This is a genomic window from Mesorhizobium shangrilense, from assembly GCF_040537815.1.
GTDB lineage: Bacteria > Pseudomonadota > Alphaproteobacteria > Rhizobiales > Rhizobiaceae > Mesorhizobium > Mesorhizobium shangrilense.
Window position 1 is genome coordinate 16,458 of the sequence record NZ_JBEWSZ010000006.1, and the last position, 13,688, is coordinate 30,145.

General features: G+C 62.9%; 15 protein-coding genes and 1 pseudogene. 12 read left to right on the forward strand and 4 right to left on the reverse strand.

All coding sequences use genetic code 11. From position 1 onward, the window contains the following. Positions 1-118: 118 nt before the first annotated feature. On the reverse strand, positions 119-496 hold the full coding sequence (locus ABVQ20_RS33560; protein WP_354464120.1) for a hypothetical protein: 378 nt from the start codon (positions 494-496) through the stop codon (positions 119-121). A 349-nt stretch (positions 497-845) separates the two neighbouring features. Between ABVQ20_RS33560 and ABVQ20_RS33565 the strand changes: the two genes are divergently transcribed. Beyond that, complete coding sequence (locus tag ABVQ20_RS33565) at positions 846-1,397, forward strand: DUF2269 family protein (protein ID WP_354464121.1); 552 nt, start codon at positions 846-848, stop codon at positions 1,395-1,397. Positions 1,398-1,401: 4 nt separating this feature from the next. On the opposite strand, the pseudogene ABVQ20_RS33570 reads toward ABVQ20_RS33565, so the two are convergent. Together ABVQ20_RS33570 and ABVQ20_RS33575 are read right to left on the reverse strand one after the other, a co-directional pair. Continuing rightward, positions 1,402-2,165 (reverse strand): annotated as a pseudogene (locus tag ABVQ20_RS33570) (sulfite exporter TauE/SafE family protein). A gap of 88 nt (positions 2,166-2,253) precedes the next feature. Beyond that, positions 2,254-2,706 (reverse strand): Lrp/AsnC family transcriptional regulator, encoded by a 453-nt coding sequence (locus ABVQ20_RS33575; RefSeq protein WP_354464122.1) that lies wholly within the window; start codon positions 2,704-2,706, stop codon positions 2,254-2,256. Positions 2,707-2,838: 132 nt separating this feature from the next. On the opposite strand from ABVQ20_RS33575, the gene ABVQ20_RS33580 reads away from it, so the two are divergent. The 10 genes from ABVQ20_RS33580 to ABVQ20_RS33625 all read left to right on the forward strand — a co-directional run bounded on the left by ABVQ20_RS33580 (position 2,839) and on the right by ABVQ20_RS33625 (position 11,452). Continuing rightward, a complete protein-coding gene (locus ABVQ20_RS33580) occupies positions 2,839-3,744 on the forward strand; it encodes a DMT family transporter (RefSeq protein ID WP_354464123.1) in 906 nt (301 codons plus the stop codon). Positions 3,745-3,815: 71 nt separating this feature from the next. Continuing rightward, positions 3,816-4,412 carry a PH domain-containing protein gene (locus ABVQ20_RS33585; protein WP_354464124.1) on the forward strand — a complete coding sequence of 199 codons (597 nt, stop codon included), beginning with the start codon at positions 3,816-3,818 and terminating at the stop codon, positions 4,410-4,412. A gap of 91 nt (positions 4,413-4,503) precedes the next feature. Then, positions 4,504-5,151, forward strand: coding sequence for a thiamine phosphate synthase (locus ABVQ20_RS33590; protein ID WP_354464125.1), 648 nt, complete (start codon positions 4,504-4,506; stop codon positions 5,149-5,151). Then, positions 5,123-6,196: a tetratricopeptide repeat protein gene (locus ABVQ20_RS33595; protein WP_435528476.1), complete on the forward strand. Its 1,074-nt coding sequence runs from the start codon at positions 5,123-5,125 to the stop codon at positions 6,194-6,196. The genes ABVQ20_RS33590 and ABVQ20_RS33595 overlap by 29 nt, the downstream gene beginning before the upstream one ends. Before the next feature lie 103 nt (positions 6,197-6,299). Then, positions 6,300-6,866 carry an elongation factor P gene (gene efp / locus ABVQ20_RS33600; protein ID WP_013529127.1) on the forward strand — a complete coding sequence of 189 codons (567 nt, stop codon included), beginning with the start codon at positions 6,300-6,302 and terminating at the stop codon, positions 6,864-6,866. An 80-nt stretch (positions 6,867-6,946) separates the two neighbouring features. Next, a complete protein-coding gene (locus ABVQ20_RS33605) occupies positions 6,947-7,747 on the forward strand; it encodes an inositol monophosphatase family protein (RefSeq protein WP_354464126.1) in 801 nt (266 codons plus the stop codon). A 58-nt stretch (positions 7,748-7,805) separates the two neighbouring features. Next, positions 7,806-8,525 carry a PAQR family membrane homeostasis protein TrhA gene (gene trhA / locus ABVQ20_RS33610; RefSeq protein WP_435528477.1) on the forward strand — a complete coding sequence of 240 codons (720 nt, stop codon included), beginning with the start codon at positions 7,806-7,808 and terminating at the stop codon, positions 8,523-8,525. 185 nt (positions 8,526-8,710) lie between these two features. After that, positions 8,711-9,736, forward strand: a complete 1,026-nt coding sequence (locus tag ABVQ20_RS33615; RefSeq protein ID WP_354464128.1) for a MotA/TolQ/ExbB proton channel family protein — start codon at positions 8,711-8,713, stop codon at positions 9,734-9,736. A gap of 1 nt (position 9,737) precedes the next feature. Beyond that, positions 9,738-10,769 (forward strand): peptidoglycan -binding protein, encoded by a 1,032-nt coding sequence (locus ABVQ20_RS33620; RefSeq protein ID WP_354464129.1) that lies wholly within the window; start codon positions 9,738-9,740, stop codon positions 10,767-10,769. 248 nt (positions 10,770-11,017) lie between these two features. Continuing rightward, on the forward strand, positions 11,018-11,452 hold the full coding sequence (locus ABVQ20_RS33625) for a hypothetical protein (protein WP_354464130.1): 435 nt from the start codon (positions 11,018-11,020) through the stop codon (positions 11,450-11,452). Between the two features lie 167 nt (positions 11,453-11,619). Here ABVQ20_RS33625 and ABVQ20_RS33630 read toward each other — a convergent pair whose 3' ends face one another. Then, entirely contained in the window at positions 11,620-11,973 is a 354-nt protein-coding gene (locus ABVQ20_RS33630; protein ID WP_354464131.1) for a DUF1304 domain-containing protein, read from the reverse strand. A gap of 189 nt (positions 11,974-12,162) precedes the next feature. On the opposite strand from ABVQ20_RS33630, the gene ABVQ20_RS33635 reads away from it, so the two are divergent. After that, positions 12,163-13,650: a carboxypeptidase M32 gene (locus ABVQ20_RS33635; protein ID WP_354464132.1), complete on the forward strand. Its 1,488-nt coding sequence runs from the start codon at positions 12,163-12,165 to the stop codon at positions 13,648-13,650. Positions 13,651-13,688 lie beyond the last annotated feature (38 nt).

Genomic DNA, 13,688 nt, shown 5'->3' on the forward strand with positions numbered 1-13,688 from the left:
ATGGGTATAGTAAACGCTTGTAAAGCTTAATGAACCCTTAAGGGCGCCAACATTTTTTGATGAAACGGCACCTGGCTGTACCGGAACAGCACACCCATCGCTTCCCCGGGACCCTGCGTCAGTTCTTCCAGATCGCCGGCAATGCGATGAAGGCAAACAGCAGCATCCCCGCGTAGAAGGCCATCGACGATATGCCCAGCACCGGTTCGATGGCCGGGTGGCCGGCAAGCATGACGTACAGCCCGATCATGAGCCCGATGCCGCTGATTGCCGTCAGCCAGAAATGGACAACGGCAAGCGTCTTTTGCGCCACAGCCGGAAACAGGTGGTAGAAGAAGGCGAACACCGCCGACATCAGCCACCCCGCCACCATCGTGTGGGCGTGGGTTGGCATCTGGCCATGGTCCGCGCTGATCGCCATGTGCAGGCCGAGCGCCATCCCGCACAGCGAATAGATGATGGCCAGCGTGAAGAAATTCCTAGCTACCCCTTGCATCGTATGGTCCCCCGAATTGCCTTTTCCCGCTCTGGGAATGGGTTGAACAGGGCGGTCGTTCCGCCACCGGGTCTCCGGCACCGGCGCACTAGCATCGGCCATGTTTCTGCATGATGACGCCCCGCGCCCGGCCTCGCCCGGTGTTGTTACATTAGCAGAGAACAACACAACGCACTGAGGCAATCGTCGACCTGAATATCGATCCGAAGCTGCGGTGCAGGCCGAAACAAATCCGGCTTGCGCGCGACATCGTTCCGAAACGGGAGTCGCGCAAAAGCCAATTCATCGAAAGTGAGGACGAGCAAAGTCCTGCACTCTTCGCGATCATGGGCAACATTCGGGGAAATCCATGGACTGGTATTCCATCGTCAAACTCCTGCACGTCGTTTCGGCCACCGTCTGGGTGGGCGGCGGATTCACGCTGATGCTGCTGGCATTCCTCGCCGATCGCGCGGGCGATCTGCCGGGAACGCTTCAGGCGATGCGCGCCACCGGTGAGCTCGGCGGCAAGCTGTTTGCGCCACTGTCGATTCTGACCCTCGCCTTCGGCCTGGTCATGTGCTGGTTCTGGGTCGGTTTTTCCGAGCTGTGGATCATCATCGGTCTTGCCGGCTACTTCACCACCTTCTGCGTCGGCATGTTCATCTTCAAGCCGACAGCCGAAAAGATGGCTGAGATGATCGACAGGGACGGCGTGACGCCGGGAGCCCTTGCCCATGGCCAGCGCATTCTCACCGCCGCGCGCTTCGACTATGCGGTGATGCTGGTGATCATCGCCGACATGGTGCTGAAGCCAACGCTGCACGACATCGCCATCCTTGCCGCCATGCTGATGATCCTGGCGATCGGCCTCGCTCTGTCTCTCGGCGGCGCACGGCGACTGACGCCGCGCGTCGCCTGATCGCCTACATCAGGCCAGCGATCCCGTCCCACAGCAGCTTCACCGCCACGACCGCCACCGTCGCATAGGTGAACGGGTAGAAGATTTCCGGCCGCATGGGCCGCACCAGCCAAGCGTCGGCAATGGTCGAGAGCGGCGCCAGCGGCATCAGCACCGCTGAAGCCGTCAGGTTGGCGGTGTCGAACTGGCCGAGCGCGAAATAGGGGATGAGCTTCAGCGCGTTGGTGGCGGCAAAGAAGATCGCGGCGGTCCAGACAGCACCTTCGGGTCGAGCCGGATCGGCAGCGCGTAGACCTGGAAGGGTGGGCCGCCGACATGGGCGACGAAGCTGGTGAAGCCGGCGACCGTGCCCCAGGCCGCCGCGGCCACCCGGTTGGGCTTGGCCGCGTGATCGGAGCCGTGGCGGAACTGCAGGTAAAGCCAGCGCAACACGAAGATGATGGCGACCGCGCCGACGATCAGCCGCACCGCTTCTTCCGTGACCAGTGCCGCCGTCAGCCAGCCAAGGCCGATGCCGATGACGGCGCCGGGCATCATGTCGACCAGCATCCTGCGGTCGCTCCACCATGTCCACACCGAGACGATGTCCATCAGGCAAAGGATCGGCAGCAGGATGGCGGCTGCCTGCACCGGCGGTATGGTCAAGGCCATCAACGGCACGCCGACAAATCCGACCGCGCCGCCAAAGCCGCCTTTCGACAAGCCAACGAGAATGACCGCCGGAATGGCCGCGGCATAGAACCACGGATCGGCGAGCAGACCTGTCATGGAAAGAGAAGGGCTGGAGGGAAGCGTATCCACGCCTGAATACCCCAGAAGCCGCGATGCCGCGACTGCAAATGTCAGCGGGGGACTGTCACATATCCAGGACGGGGGCGAGCGGCGGCGGTCGTCGCCGGATCGGCTGCGCCTTGATGATGGCGGTGCTGGTCTCGGCCTTGTCGGCGATGCGGTCGAGGATGCCGTCGAGGTCGCCGATGGAGCGCACGAACAACCGGGCGACGAAGCAGTCATCACCCGTCACCTTGTCGCATTCGCCGAATTCGGGGATCTCCTCGATCAGCTTCTGGACGATATGCAGCTTGCCCGGCAAGGGCCGGATGCGAACGATCGCCTGCAGCGTATAGCCGAGAGCCTGCGGATCGATGTCGATGGTGAAGGCCCTGATGACGCCGCGCTCCTCGAGGCGCCGAAGCCGTTCCGAGACACTTGGTGACGACAGCCCAACCTGGGCCGCAAGATCCTTGAGCGAGGTTCGCGAATCCTTGAGCAGGATATCGAGCAGCTTTCTGTCCGGACCATCGAGCATTTTACATTCCACAGAAGATAGCAGTTATACCTTATATAATTAGGTACAATCTTGATATCACCTTGCCAGAATTATGGGAAGCGCCAACCGCACATGAGATTATCAGGGCTCCGGCAGCTTCAGGAGCATCCCATGGACAATACGGTACGCGGCACGATCGAGATGACGGCGGCGATGGCGATCCTCGGCACGATCGGGTGGTTCGTCGTCCTCTCCGGCCAACCCGTGCTGGACGTCGTGTTCTGGCGTTGCGCTTTCGGCGCGATGACGCTGATGGTCATCTGCGCGGCGCTGGGATTGTTGCGCCATGCACTGTCGCTACGCATCATGACGATGGCGGCTCTCGGGGGCGCCGCCATCGTCATCAACTGGCTCTTGCTTTTCGGCTCATTCTCGCGCGCATCGATCTCGATCGCCACAGCGGTCTACAACACCCAGCCCTTCATGCTGGTGGCCTTTGGCGCCTTGTTCTTCTCCGAACGGCTGACCCTGGCAAAGCTGACCTGGCTGGGGATCGCTTTTGCCGGCATGGTGCTGATCGTGCAGGCCAAGCCTGATGCCGGCTATGGCGGCACGAATTATTTTCTCGGAATCCTGATGGCGCTCGGCGCGGCCTTCTTCTGGGCCGTCGCCGCCATCGTCACCAAGAAACTCAAGGGCACGCCACCACAGCTGATCGCCCTCATTCAGGTCAGCGTCGGCATTGTCATGCTCGCGCCCTTCGCCAACCTCGCCCATCCGCCGGCCGATGCGCGGAGCTGGATCATGCTGGCCATACTCGGCATCGTCCATACCGGGCTGATGTACATATTGATGTATGGCGCCATCCAGAAACTGCCGACATATCTGCAGGGCTCGCTGTCCTTCATCTATCCGGTGGTGGCCATCCTGGGCGATATCGTCGCCTTCGGCCATCGGCTGCAAGCGGTCCAGATCGTCGGCGCCCTGGCCATCCTGATCGCCGCGGCCGGCATGAACCTCGGCTGGTCCTTGTGGAAATCGAAAACGCCGGGGCAAGCCGTTGAGGCCAGCAGGTGAAGCACCGCGGATTTGCACGGGAAGCAGGACTCATGCGATGAAAGCATAAGGCGCATACGAGGGGCGGTGGCGTGGACGTCGTGACCTTTCAAAGACGGCTATTGCCCCGCGAACGCATCTTGTGGAGCGGTATTCCCGCGCAGGGTGTGCTGTTCACCGGTCGCGATGTGTTCCTCATTCCGTTCAGCCTGCTCTGGTGCGGCTTTGCAATTTTCTGGACCTATACGGCGAGAAGGCAAGGCGCGCCGCTTTTCTTTGATGCATGGGGAGCGATGTTCATCTGCATTGGGTTGTTCTTTGTCTTTGGCAGATTTGCAGTCGACGCATGGTTGAGACGGCGTATCTCCTACGCGGTCACGGACAAGCGCATTCTCATCATGCGCGCCGCCCCCTTCTCCAATTTCACAGCGATCGACCTGGAGCGTCTTCCCGATATCCAACTTACCGGCGAGGGAGCAAAGCGTGGCAATTTGCGCTTCGGCGCAGCGGCATCATTCTTCGGAAGCCCGGGCGGCTGGTCTCGGGGCCGTTATCAGAATTTTGGCAGCTGGTCGCCGGCTCTTGACCCTGTCCCGCAATTTCTCGGCATCGAAGAGCCGTCGAAGGTGTTTGACCTCATAACCAAAGCCAGCGATGCTCTTCGCTCCGATCGGCGGTTGTCATCCTGACAGCTAGCGCCTGTTCAATTCCCGCGCTTTGCTCTATGCCGCAATCCAACCATCTTCGCCCGGCATAGGCGAAAACCGGGATCGAAAAACAATGAATGACGCAACGCCCCCTAATCGCTGCCGCATCGTGCTGATCGTGCCGCCCGACGCCTCCGCCGCCCGTATAGGCGCGGCATTCGATGGCGGCGACATCGCATCGCTTATCCTGCCGGAGAATGGCATGGACGAGGCGTCCTTCCAGGCCTTCGCCGAAAAGATCGTGCCGGCCGCCCAAGCCGCCGGCATCGCCGTGATCATCGCCGGCGACACCCGCATCGCCGGCCGCGTCCAGGCCGACGGCATCCATGTCGAGGTCGGCAAGGCCGAACTCGCCGAAACCATCGAGCATTTCCAGCCACGGCTGATGGTCGGCGCCGGCGGCGCCAAGACCAGGGACGACGCGCTGGAGCTCGGCGAAACCCGGCCTGACTACATCTTCTTCGGCCGCTTCGGCTACGACAACAAGCCGGAGCCGCACCCGCGCAACCTGTCGCTTGGCCGGTGGTGGGCCGACATGATCCAGATCCCCTGCATCGTCATGGCGGGATCCGACATCGCCTCGGTGGAAGCGGTGGCCGCCACCGGCTGCGAATTCGTGGCTCTGTCCAGCGCCGTCTTCGCCGAAGGTGTCGATCCGAAGGCGGCGATCGCCAGCGCCAACGTGCTGCTCGATGAAACCGCGCCGCGTTTCGAGGACTGACGTGGCCTCGGCGACGCTTCCCCTGCAGGCCCTGCTTGCGCTGTTCGTGGTGCAGGCCGCCAGTGCCGCGGAACCAGTAACGCAGCCGCAGGCCAAACCCGAAGCCGGCGTGCACACCGACAAGCCGATCGACACGCCGCTGCCGCAGCCCGCCACCACCACCGAGCCGCCGCCGCTGCCGTCGATCGATGCGATCAACCCCGACCGCTTTGGCGCGAAACCGGCGGACCAGGCTTACGGGGCCTTCCAGCGCGGGCTTTACAAGACGGCCTATGATCTGGCGCTGCCTCGTGCGCAGAACGGCGATCCGGCGGCCCAGACTCTGTTGGCCGAAATACTGTCACGCGGCCTGGGCGTGCCGCAGAACGCGGCAGAAGCAGCGAAGTGGTACGCGCTTGCAGCGGAACAAGGGGTGCCGGAATCGCAGTTCCAGTATGCGCTGATGCTGCTCGACGGCCGCTACGTGAAGAAGGACGAGAAGGGCGCCTATGCGCTGATGCAGGCGTCGGCGGAGGCCGGCAACCCGCTGGCGCAATTCAATTTCGCGCAGCTGCTTGTCCAGCAGGATCCCGGCGATGCCGGCATCGGCAAGGCCGTGCCCTACTACGAACGCGCCGCCACGACCGGCCTTGCCGATGCGCAATATGCGATGGCCCAGATCTATGCCAACGGCGTCGGCGGTAAGCAGCGCGACGACGCCCAGGCCCGCCGCCTCCTGGCGCAGGCCGCGCGCCAAAACTACGATACGGCGCAGATCGATCTCGGCGCCTGGATGATCGAGGGCCGTGGCGGTCCCCGCGACCTGAAGTCCGGCTTCGGCTGGATGAAGCAGGCGGCCGAAGGTGGCAATGTCGCCGCCCGGAACCGCCTCGCCAAGCTCTACATGAACGGCATTGGCACCGATCCAGATCTCATCCTTGCCGGTGCCTGGTATATCGTCGCCCGACGCGCCGGCCTCATCGATCCGGACATGGACAGCTTCCTGCAGGGCCTGTCGGACGACCAGACGAAGCAGGCGCTGCAGAAGGCGAATCGCCTGCCGTGACAGCCGGCGTCTCGCCTGGCTCCCTTGCCTCTTCCAGCGATTTGTGGTCTTGGAGGCCAAAATCGCCTTCCCCGGCGACCATCTCACTCCGGATTCAATCACAATGGCCAAGATCAACGGCAACGAAATCCGTCCCGGTTACGTCATCGAGCACGATGGCGGGCTGTGGGTCGCGGTCAGGACCAACACTGTCAAGCCAGGCAAGGGCGGCGCCTACAACCAGGTCGAGCTGAAGAACCTCATCAACGGCACCAAGCTCAACGAGCGTTTCCGCTCGGCCGAGACCGTCGAGCAGATCCGCCTCGACCTCAAGGATTTTTCCTTTCTCTACGCGCAGGAAGACGCGCTTGTGTTCATGGACACCCAGAGCTACGAGCAGCTCGAACTGAACAAGGACTTCGTCGGCGACCGTGCCGCCTTCCTGCAGGACGGCATGATGGTGACGGTCCAGCTCTATGAAGAGAGGCCGATCGGCATCTCCCTGCCCGACTACGTGACGCTAACCATCACCGAGGCTGACCCGGTGGTGAAGGGCCAAACGGCGGCATCGTCCTACAAGCCGGCGATACTGGAGAACGGCATCCGTGTTCTGGTGCCGCCATTCATCGGTGCCGGCGAACGCATCATCGTCGACACCAACGAAATCACCTACGTGCGCCGCGCCGACTGACGCATGTCGCCCGGCCCCGGTTTCGGGTCACCGACATGCATCAGGACAGAGCTTAAAGCGCAGCAGCAGGAAGAAGCACTATGGCACGCTCCGCACTTCTCAACGTCATGGTTCAGGCCGCCATGAAGGCCGGCCGCTCGCTGTCGCGCGACTTCGGCGAGGTGCAGAACCTGCAGGTCTCGCTGAAGGGCCCCGGCGATTATGTCAGCCAGGCCGATCGCAAGGCCGAGGACATCCTTTTCACCGAACTGTCGAAGGCGCGGCCGGGCTACTCCTTCCTGATGGAAGAGCGTGGCGTGGTCGAAGGCGACGACAGCCAGCACCGCTGGATCGTCGACCCGCTCGATGGCACCACCAACTTCCTGCACGGCATTCCGGTCTTCGCCATCTCGATTGCCCTGGAACGCCAGGGCCAGATCGTTGCCGGCGTCATCTATAACCCGGCGATGGATGAGCTCTATACAGTCGAACGCGGCGGTGGCGCTTTCATGAACGATCGCCGCCTGCGCGTCGCCGGCCGCGCCAAACTGGTCGACGCGGTGATCGGTTGCGGCGTGCCGCATCTCGGACGCGGCCAGCACGGCAATTTTCTCATCGAACTGCGCAACGTCATGGCCGAGGTTTCGGGCATCCGCCGCCTTGGCGCCGCCTCGCTCGACCTCGCCTATGTCGCCGCCGGCCGGATGGACGGCTTCTGGGAAACCGGCCTTTCGGCCTGGGACATCGCGGCCGGCCTTCTGCTGATCCGCGAGGCCGGCGGCTTCGCGTCGGACATGGCCGGCGGACAGGACATGCTGGAGAACGGCTCGGTGGTTGCCGGCAACGAGGTCATTCACCGCGCCTTGCTCAAAACCGTGAAGAAGCCGCTCGCGCCGCGCTGAAGCGCCGCAGTCGCAAAACCGCAACCAAACCTTGAAATACTGCCCTGCGACCGCCCAGATGAGGGTGACGCAGGAAAACCAGGCCGTGAGCAACAGCCAGCAAAATCCCGACATTCCCATTCCGTTCGTCGGACGCTGGCATTACTCGCGCGCTGAAATGATCGCCGACGGCATCGTCCACGCGGTCGGCATCGTGCTGGCAATATCAGCCGGTTCGGCGCTGCTGGCGCTGGCTGCCTTTCACACCGGGCCCGGCGAGTACATCGCGGCAGCCTTCTATGTGATCTCGCTGCTCACCGTGCTGTCGGTCTCGCTGGCCTACAATCTGTGGCCGGTATCCTCCCCGGCCAAGTGGATATTGCGGCGCTTCGACCATGCCGCGATCTACCTGCTGATCGCCGCGACCTATACGCCCTTCCTCGCCCAGCTCGACAACTCGCCGCTGGCCAGGTGGATGATCGTCCTTGTCTGGACGGCAGCCGCGATCGGCATCGCCATCAAGGTCGCTCTCCCCGGTCGCTTCGACCGGCTGGCGATCGTCTTCTATCTGGCCATCGGCTGGAGCGGCATCGTCCTGGTGAAGCCGCTCGTCCAGACGCTGCCGACGACCTCGATCGTGCTCATCGTTGCCGGCGGCATCGTCTATTCCTGTGGCGTCATCTTCTTCGCCTGGAAGGCGCTGCGCTTCCACAATGCGCTTTGGCATGGCTTTGTCGTCACGGGCGCCGGCCTGCATCTTGCAGCCATGGTCGACTGCCTGGTGATAAACCGGTTCTGATCCCGGCCGTGGTGCAGCGCGTTCTGGCCTTGAATCCGAGGTTCGTTCGCGGCACTGCTACAGAATGATGCGGATTTGGCAATCGCCACTCAGGTGGGCAATATTGCCAAGCGCCATTCAATTTGGTCACAATTGCGTTTAGAGTCACGTTCGACGTGATCGGCGGCATCGGAAACGGGGCACGGATGGCTTTACTCAAATCCTTCGGCATGGGCAGGCGCTCCGACGTCCTGATCTATGATCCCCATAAACTGTCGAGCCCGCAGGTCTTTCTTCTGACCATGGTGATCTTCCTGGTGATCGTCGCGTTCATCGCCGCGATCCTGACCCGCCAGATCTCGACCGCCTTTGTCACCAATCCCGGCCTCAATGGCCTGATCATCGGCGTGCTCGTCGTCGGCATCCTGCTGGCCTTCGTCCAGGTCGGGCGTCTGTTTCGCGAAGTGCGCTGGGTCAACTCCTTCCGTGCCGGTTCCGAGACCACCGAGCCGGTGCTGCTGGCGCCGATGAAGGCGATGATCGGTCGCTCGTCATCGATGGCCTTCTCGACCAGCTCGATGCGCACCATGCTCGATTCCATCGCCACCCGCCTCGACGAAAGCCGCGACACGTCGCGCTATCTCGTCGGCCTGCTGGTGTTCCTCGGCCTGCTCGGCACTTTCTGGGGCCTTTTGAACACCATCGCCTCGATCCGCGAGACCATCGAGTCGCTCGATCCCGGCACCGGCGACGCCGCCGCGGTGCTCGATTCCCTGAAGCAGGGGCTTTCGGCGCCGCTGGCAGGCATGGGCACGGCGTTCTCGTCGTCGCTGTTCGGCCTGTCGGGATCGCTGGTGCTCGGCTTCCTCGACCTGCAGGCGGGTCGCGCGCAGACGCGCTTCTACACCGAGCTTGAAAACTGGCTGTCCTCGGTCACCGACCTGTCGTCCGACATAGTCGTCTCCGATCCGGCCAAGACTGAATCCTCCGACGAGATCCGCGTCCTGTCGGAAAGGTTGCGAAGCATGCAGGAAAATGGCGGCGGTTCAAATCCGCGCGTTGCCACCGCCATGGCCAATCTTGCCGACGGCATTTCGGGCCTGGTCAAGAACATGCGCTCGGAACAGCAGATCATGCGTGACTGGGTCGAAGCCCAGTCCGACGAACAGAAGGCCATGCGCAACACACTGGAGAAGATCGCCGACGCCCTGAAGAAGCCTGGGGTGCATTGACGTGGCCTTGGCACGTGGCCGGCGTACCGATCGCCGCATCGACTACTGGCCAGGCTTCGTCGACGCGCTGTCGACGCTGCTCCTGGCGATCATGTTCCTGCTCACCGTCTTCGTGCTGGCGCAGTTCCTGCTCGGCCGCGAAATCTCCGGCAAGGACACGGTGCTCAACCGCCTCAACTCGCAGATCAACGAACTGACCCAGCTTCTGGCGCTGGAGCGCTCGACGGCGCAGGACAAGGAAGATTCGCTTGCCAACATGCAGGCATCGCTGTCGGCGGCCGAAGCGGAAAAAAGCCGGCTCGAACAGCTGCTGTCGCAGGGTGCCGGCGCCGGTGACGCGGCCAACCAGCGCGCCACCGCGCTGACGGGCGAACTCGACAGCCAGCGCCAGATCAGCCAGCAGGCGCTGAGCCAGGTCGAGATCCTCAACCAGCAGATCTCGGCGCTGCGCAAGCAGATCGGCGCGCTCGAGGATGCGCTCAACGTCTCCGAAACGCGCGACCGCGATTCCAACACCAAGATTGCCGATCTCGGCCGCCGCCTCAACGTCGCGCTGGCGCAGCGCGTGCAGGAATTGAACCGCTACCGCTCCGATTTCTTCGGCCGCCTGCGCGAAATCCTCGCCGATCGCGAAAACATCCGCATTGTCGGCGACCGTTTCGTCTTCCAGTCCGAAGTGCTGTTCCCGACCGGCTCCGAAGTGATCAACGACGCGGGCAAGGTCGAGATGAAGAAGCTCGCCGACGCCATCATCGAGCTGCAGAAAGAGATCCCGCCGGAGATCAACTGGGTGCTGCGCGTCGATGGCCATACCGACAACAAGCCGCTGTCGGGCACCGGCCGCTACCGCGACAACTGGGAATTGTCGACGGCGCGATCGACCTCCGTGGTGAAGTTCCTGATCGAAAACGGCGTGCCGGCCAACCGGCTGGTCGCCGCCGGCTTCGGCGAGTTCCAGCCGCTCGATCCCGCCGACACCGACGAGGCGCGCAACAAGAACCGCCGTATTGAACTGAAGCTCACCGAACGTTGATCCATCATCCCGCGATATCACGCGAATTTGTTCGTCAACGCAACCCTAGGGCGCAGATCACGATCGGCAAGACCTGAAAACATTATCTTTTTTTAATTACACATCGTTGCGGAGTGGTCCTAGCTTCCCCTTGGGCCGAGAACCGCCGGCGATGGCTCCCATCATCGCGACGCGACGGAACCGGACGGCCCGCGGCCGGGAGGCAACGGGAGCAACCGCCGCCTTCCACAATCAAGGGAGACGCAGCCATGCGCTCTTTCACGTCCAAGACCTCGCTCAAGACTGCAACTGTCGCTGCGTTCCTCGTCGCCATTCCGTTTGCCGGCGCCTATGCGGCGGGCCACCACAAGGGTGCCCTCGATGAGACCGCCCCGATCGTGTTCAACGGCCCACGTGTCGATGGCATTATTGGCCAGCTGCAAGGCATCGATAGCGGCATCAAGGACGCCGAGCAGCAGAAGCTGATCACGCCAGCCGAGGCGCACAGCCTGCAGATGCGTGCCGCCGACATCAGCAGGGTTGCTGAAAGGACGGCGGCCTCGGACAATGGTCGGATACCTTCAGCGCAATATCATCAGCTCCTGCGCCGCGTCGACCATCTCGACCAGCGGCTCATGATCGACACCGGCAGCGGCTTCAACATGGGCGACGGCTCCGATGGCGGGAACTACCCGAACGGCTGATGGCGAATAGAGCAATTTCAGGAAAAGTGTGAAGCGGTTTTCCGTCCGGAATTGCGTCAAACAAAGAGATAGAGCGGTTCTTCGTTTCCGTGAAACGACGAACCGCTCTAATTCAGGAAGGGACCAACTGGCGCCCTCGGGACATTTCGTCCTGCTGGCGCCTTTTTTCACCAGCCCAGCCAGACCGCGATCAAGGCAAGGACAGCCGGCACAGTCTGGATGTAGAGGATTTTCCTGCCCACCGTCGCCGCGCCGTAGAGGCCGGCAATGGCCACGCAGGCAAGGAAGAACACCTTGATCTGGAAACCGGCCGCACCGAGATACAGGCCCCAGATCAGCCCGGCGGCGAGAAAACCATTGTAGAGCCCCTGATTGGCGGCCAGCACCTTCGAGGCGCCGGCAAATTCCGGCGTCAGCCTGAACGTCTTGTGGCCACGCGGCGTGTCCCACAGCACCATCTCCAGATAGACGATGTAGAGATGGATCAGGGCCACCAGCCCGACCAGAATGCTGCCGATCATCTTCTCTCCCCTCCAGGGCGCGCCTACACCGACAGCCAGCATTCCACGCAGGTCCTCGCCTGCGCAAGCAGCATTCCACCGGGCGGGGCGGGCAGCGATCGAGGTACCGCCGCAAGCCATGACTGCATGGCTTGCCATCGACCGCGCATTGGTATCTTTTCCCGCCGTCCATAGTCAGCGGAACCAGCCATGTCCTTTCAGAAACTCGATGATCTCGGCCACAAGCTCGAAGCGCTGGAGCATGCGCTTTCCATTCTCGGCGCGGACGAAGCCACGCACATGGCCGTCGGCGGCGGGGAAAAGCGCGCTGAGGCCATGTCGGCCCTTGCCGGCATGCAGCACGCCCGCGCGACCGCGCCGGAGATCGCGGACTGGCTCGCGGCGGCCGAAGACGAGGCGTTGAACGAGGAACAGAAGGCGGCGGTTGCCGAGCTGCGCCGGCAGTATACCAACCTGACCTGCCTGCCGGTCGAGTTCGTCGAGCGCCAGACCACGGCGCGCATGCGCTGCGAACAGCTTTGGCGCGACCTGCGCGCGAAGAACGATTGGGCGAGTTTCCGCCCGGCGCTGGAAGGCATCGTTTCGCTGGTGCGCGAAGAAGCAGCCCTGCGCGCCGACGTGCTCGGCCTCGATCCCTATGACGCGTTGATGGAGCAGTACGACCCCGGCAATCGCACCGCCGACATCACCCCCGTCTTCGCCGACCTGAAGGCTTTTCTGAAAGACTTCGTGCCGGAAGCCTTGGCCGAGCAGGAAGAGCGCCTGGCAAAGCGCCCGCTGAAGCCGCTTTCAGGCACTTACGCGATCGACAAGCAGCGCGAGCTTGGCCTGGCCATGATGGCCGCGGTCGGTTTCGATCTCACGCATGGCTCGCTGTCCGTATCGCATCATCCCTTCTGCGGCGGCGTGCCAACCGATGTGCGCATCACCACCCGCTACAAAACGACCGATTTCCTCTCGGCGCTGATGGGTGTTCTGCACGAAACCGGCCATGCACTGTATGAGCAGAACCTGCCGAAGGCCTGGGCCCACTGGCCGCTCGGCAAGGCGCGCGGCATGGCCATGCATGAAAGCCAAAGCCTGTTCGTGGAAAAACAGCTCGGCCGCAATCCGGCCTTCTGGCACTGGGCGTTGCCGGTCGTCGAAAAGCAGCTCGGCGAAACCTGGTCCATCGACGACATCCTGCCGCATGTGCATCGGGTCGAGCGTGGCCTGATCCGTGTCGATGCCGACGAGGTCACCTATCCGCTGCATGTGATCCTGCGCTACGAACTGGAACAGGACCTTGTCTCTGGCAGGCTGGACGTCGCCGAACTGCCCGAGGCGTGGGACGCCAAGATGCGCGAGTATCTCGGCCTCTCCACCATCGACAACCCCGCCGACGGTCCGATGCAGGACGTGCATTGGCCGGGTGCCGCCTTCGGCTATTTCCCGTCCTACACGCTGGGCGCGATGATGGCGGCGCAGCAATGGGCAGCGCTGACCAAGCAGAATCCAGCCGCTGACCGAGACCTCGCCAAGGGCGATTTCACGGCAATCAACGACTGGCGGCGCGAAAAGATCTGGTCGCAAGGGTCGCGCTGGTCGACGCCGGACCTGCTCGAACGCGCCACCGGCGAGAAACTGAACGCCGCGCATTTCACCAGCCATCTGAAGCAGCGCTACGGGGCTGCTTAGCCATCCGGGATGGTTTTCCAACCGCTGATTCGGTCAAA

Excerpts from the sequence above, each read along its gene's own strand:
- ABVQ20_RS33560 (WP_354464120.1), bottom strand. The coding sequence starts at position 496 with ATGCAAGGGGTAGCTAGGAATTTCTTCACGCTGGCCATCATCTATTCG.
- ABVQ20_RS33565 (WP_354464121.1), top strand. The coding sequence starts at position 846 with ATGGACTGGTATTCCATCGTCAAACTCCTGCACGTCGTTTCGGCCACC.
- ABVQ20_RS33575 (WP_354464122.1), bottom strand. The coding sequence starts at position 2,706 with ATGCTCGATGGTCCGGACAGAAAGCTGCTCGATATCCTGCTCAAGGAT.
- ABVQ20_RS33580 (WP_354464123.1), top strand. The coding sequence starts at position 2,839 with ATGGACAATACGGTACGCGGCACGATCGAGATGACGGCGGCGATGGCG.
- ABVQ20_RS33590 (WP_354464125.1), top strand. The coding sequence starts at position 4,504 with ATGAATGACGCAACGCCCCCTAATCGCTGCCGCATCGTGCTGATCGTG.
- ABVQ20_RS33595 (WP_435528476.1), top strand. The coding sequence starts at position 5,123 with ATGAAACCGCGCCGCGTTTCGAGGACTGACGTGGCCTCGGCGACGCTT.
- efp (WP_013529127.1), top strand. The coding sequence starts at position 6,300 with ATGGCCAAGATCAACGGCAACGAAATCCGTCCCGGTTACGTCATCGAG.
- ABVQ20_RS33605 (WP_354464126.1), top strand. The coding sequence starts at position 6,947 with ATGGCACGCTCCGCACTTCTCAACGTCATGGTTCAGGCCGCCATGAAG.
- trhA (WP_435528477.1), top strand. The coding sequence starts at position 7,806 with ATGAGGGTGACGCAGGAAAACCAGGCCGTGAGCAACAGCCAGCAAAAT.
- ABVQ20_RS33615 (WP_354464128.1), top strand. The coding sequence starts at position 8,711 with ATGGCTTTACTCAAATCCTTCGGCATGGGCAGGCGCTCCGACGTCCTG.
- ABVQ20_RS33625 (WP_354464130.1), top strand. The coding sequence starts at position 11,018 with ATGCGCTCTTTCACGTCCAAGACCTCGCTCAAGACTGCAACTGTCGCT.
- ABVQ20_RS33630 (WP_354464131.1), bottom strand. The coding sequence starts at position 11,973 with ATGATCGGCAGCATTCTGGTCGGGCTGGTGGCCCTGATCCATCTCTAC.
- ABVQ20_RS33635 (WP_354464132.1), top strand. The coding sequence starts at position 12,163 with ATGTCCTTTCAGAAACTCGATGATCTCGGCCACAAGCTCGAAGCGCTG.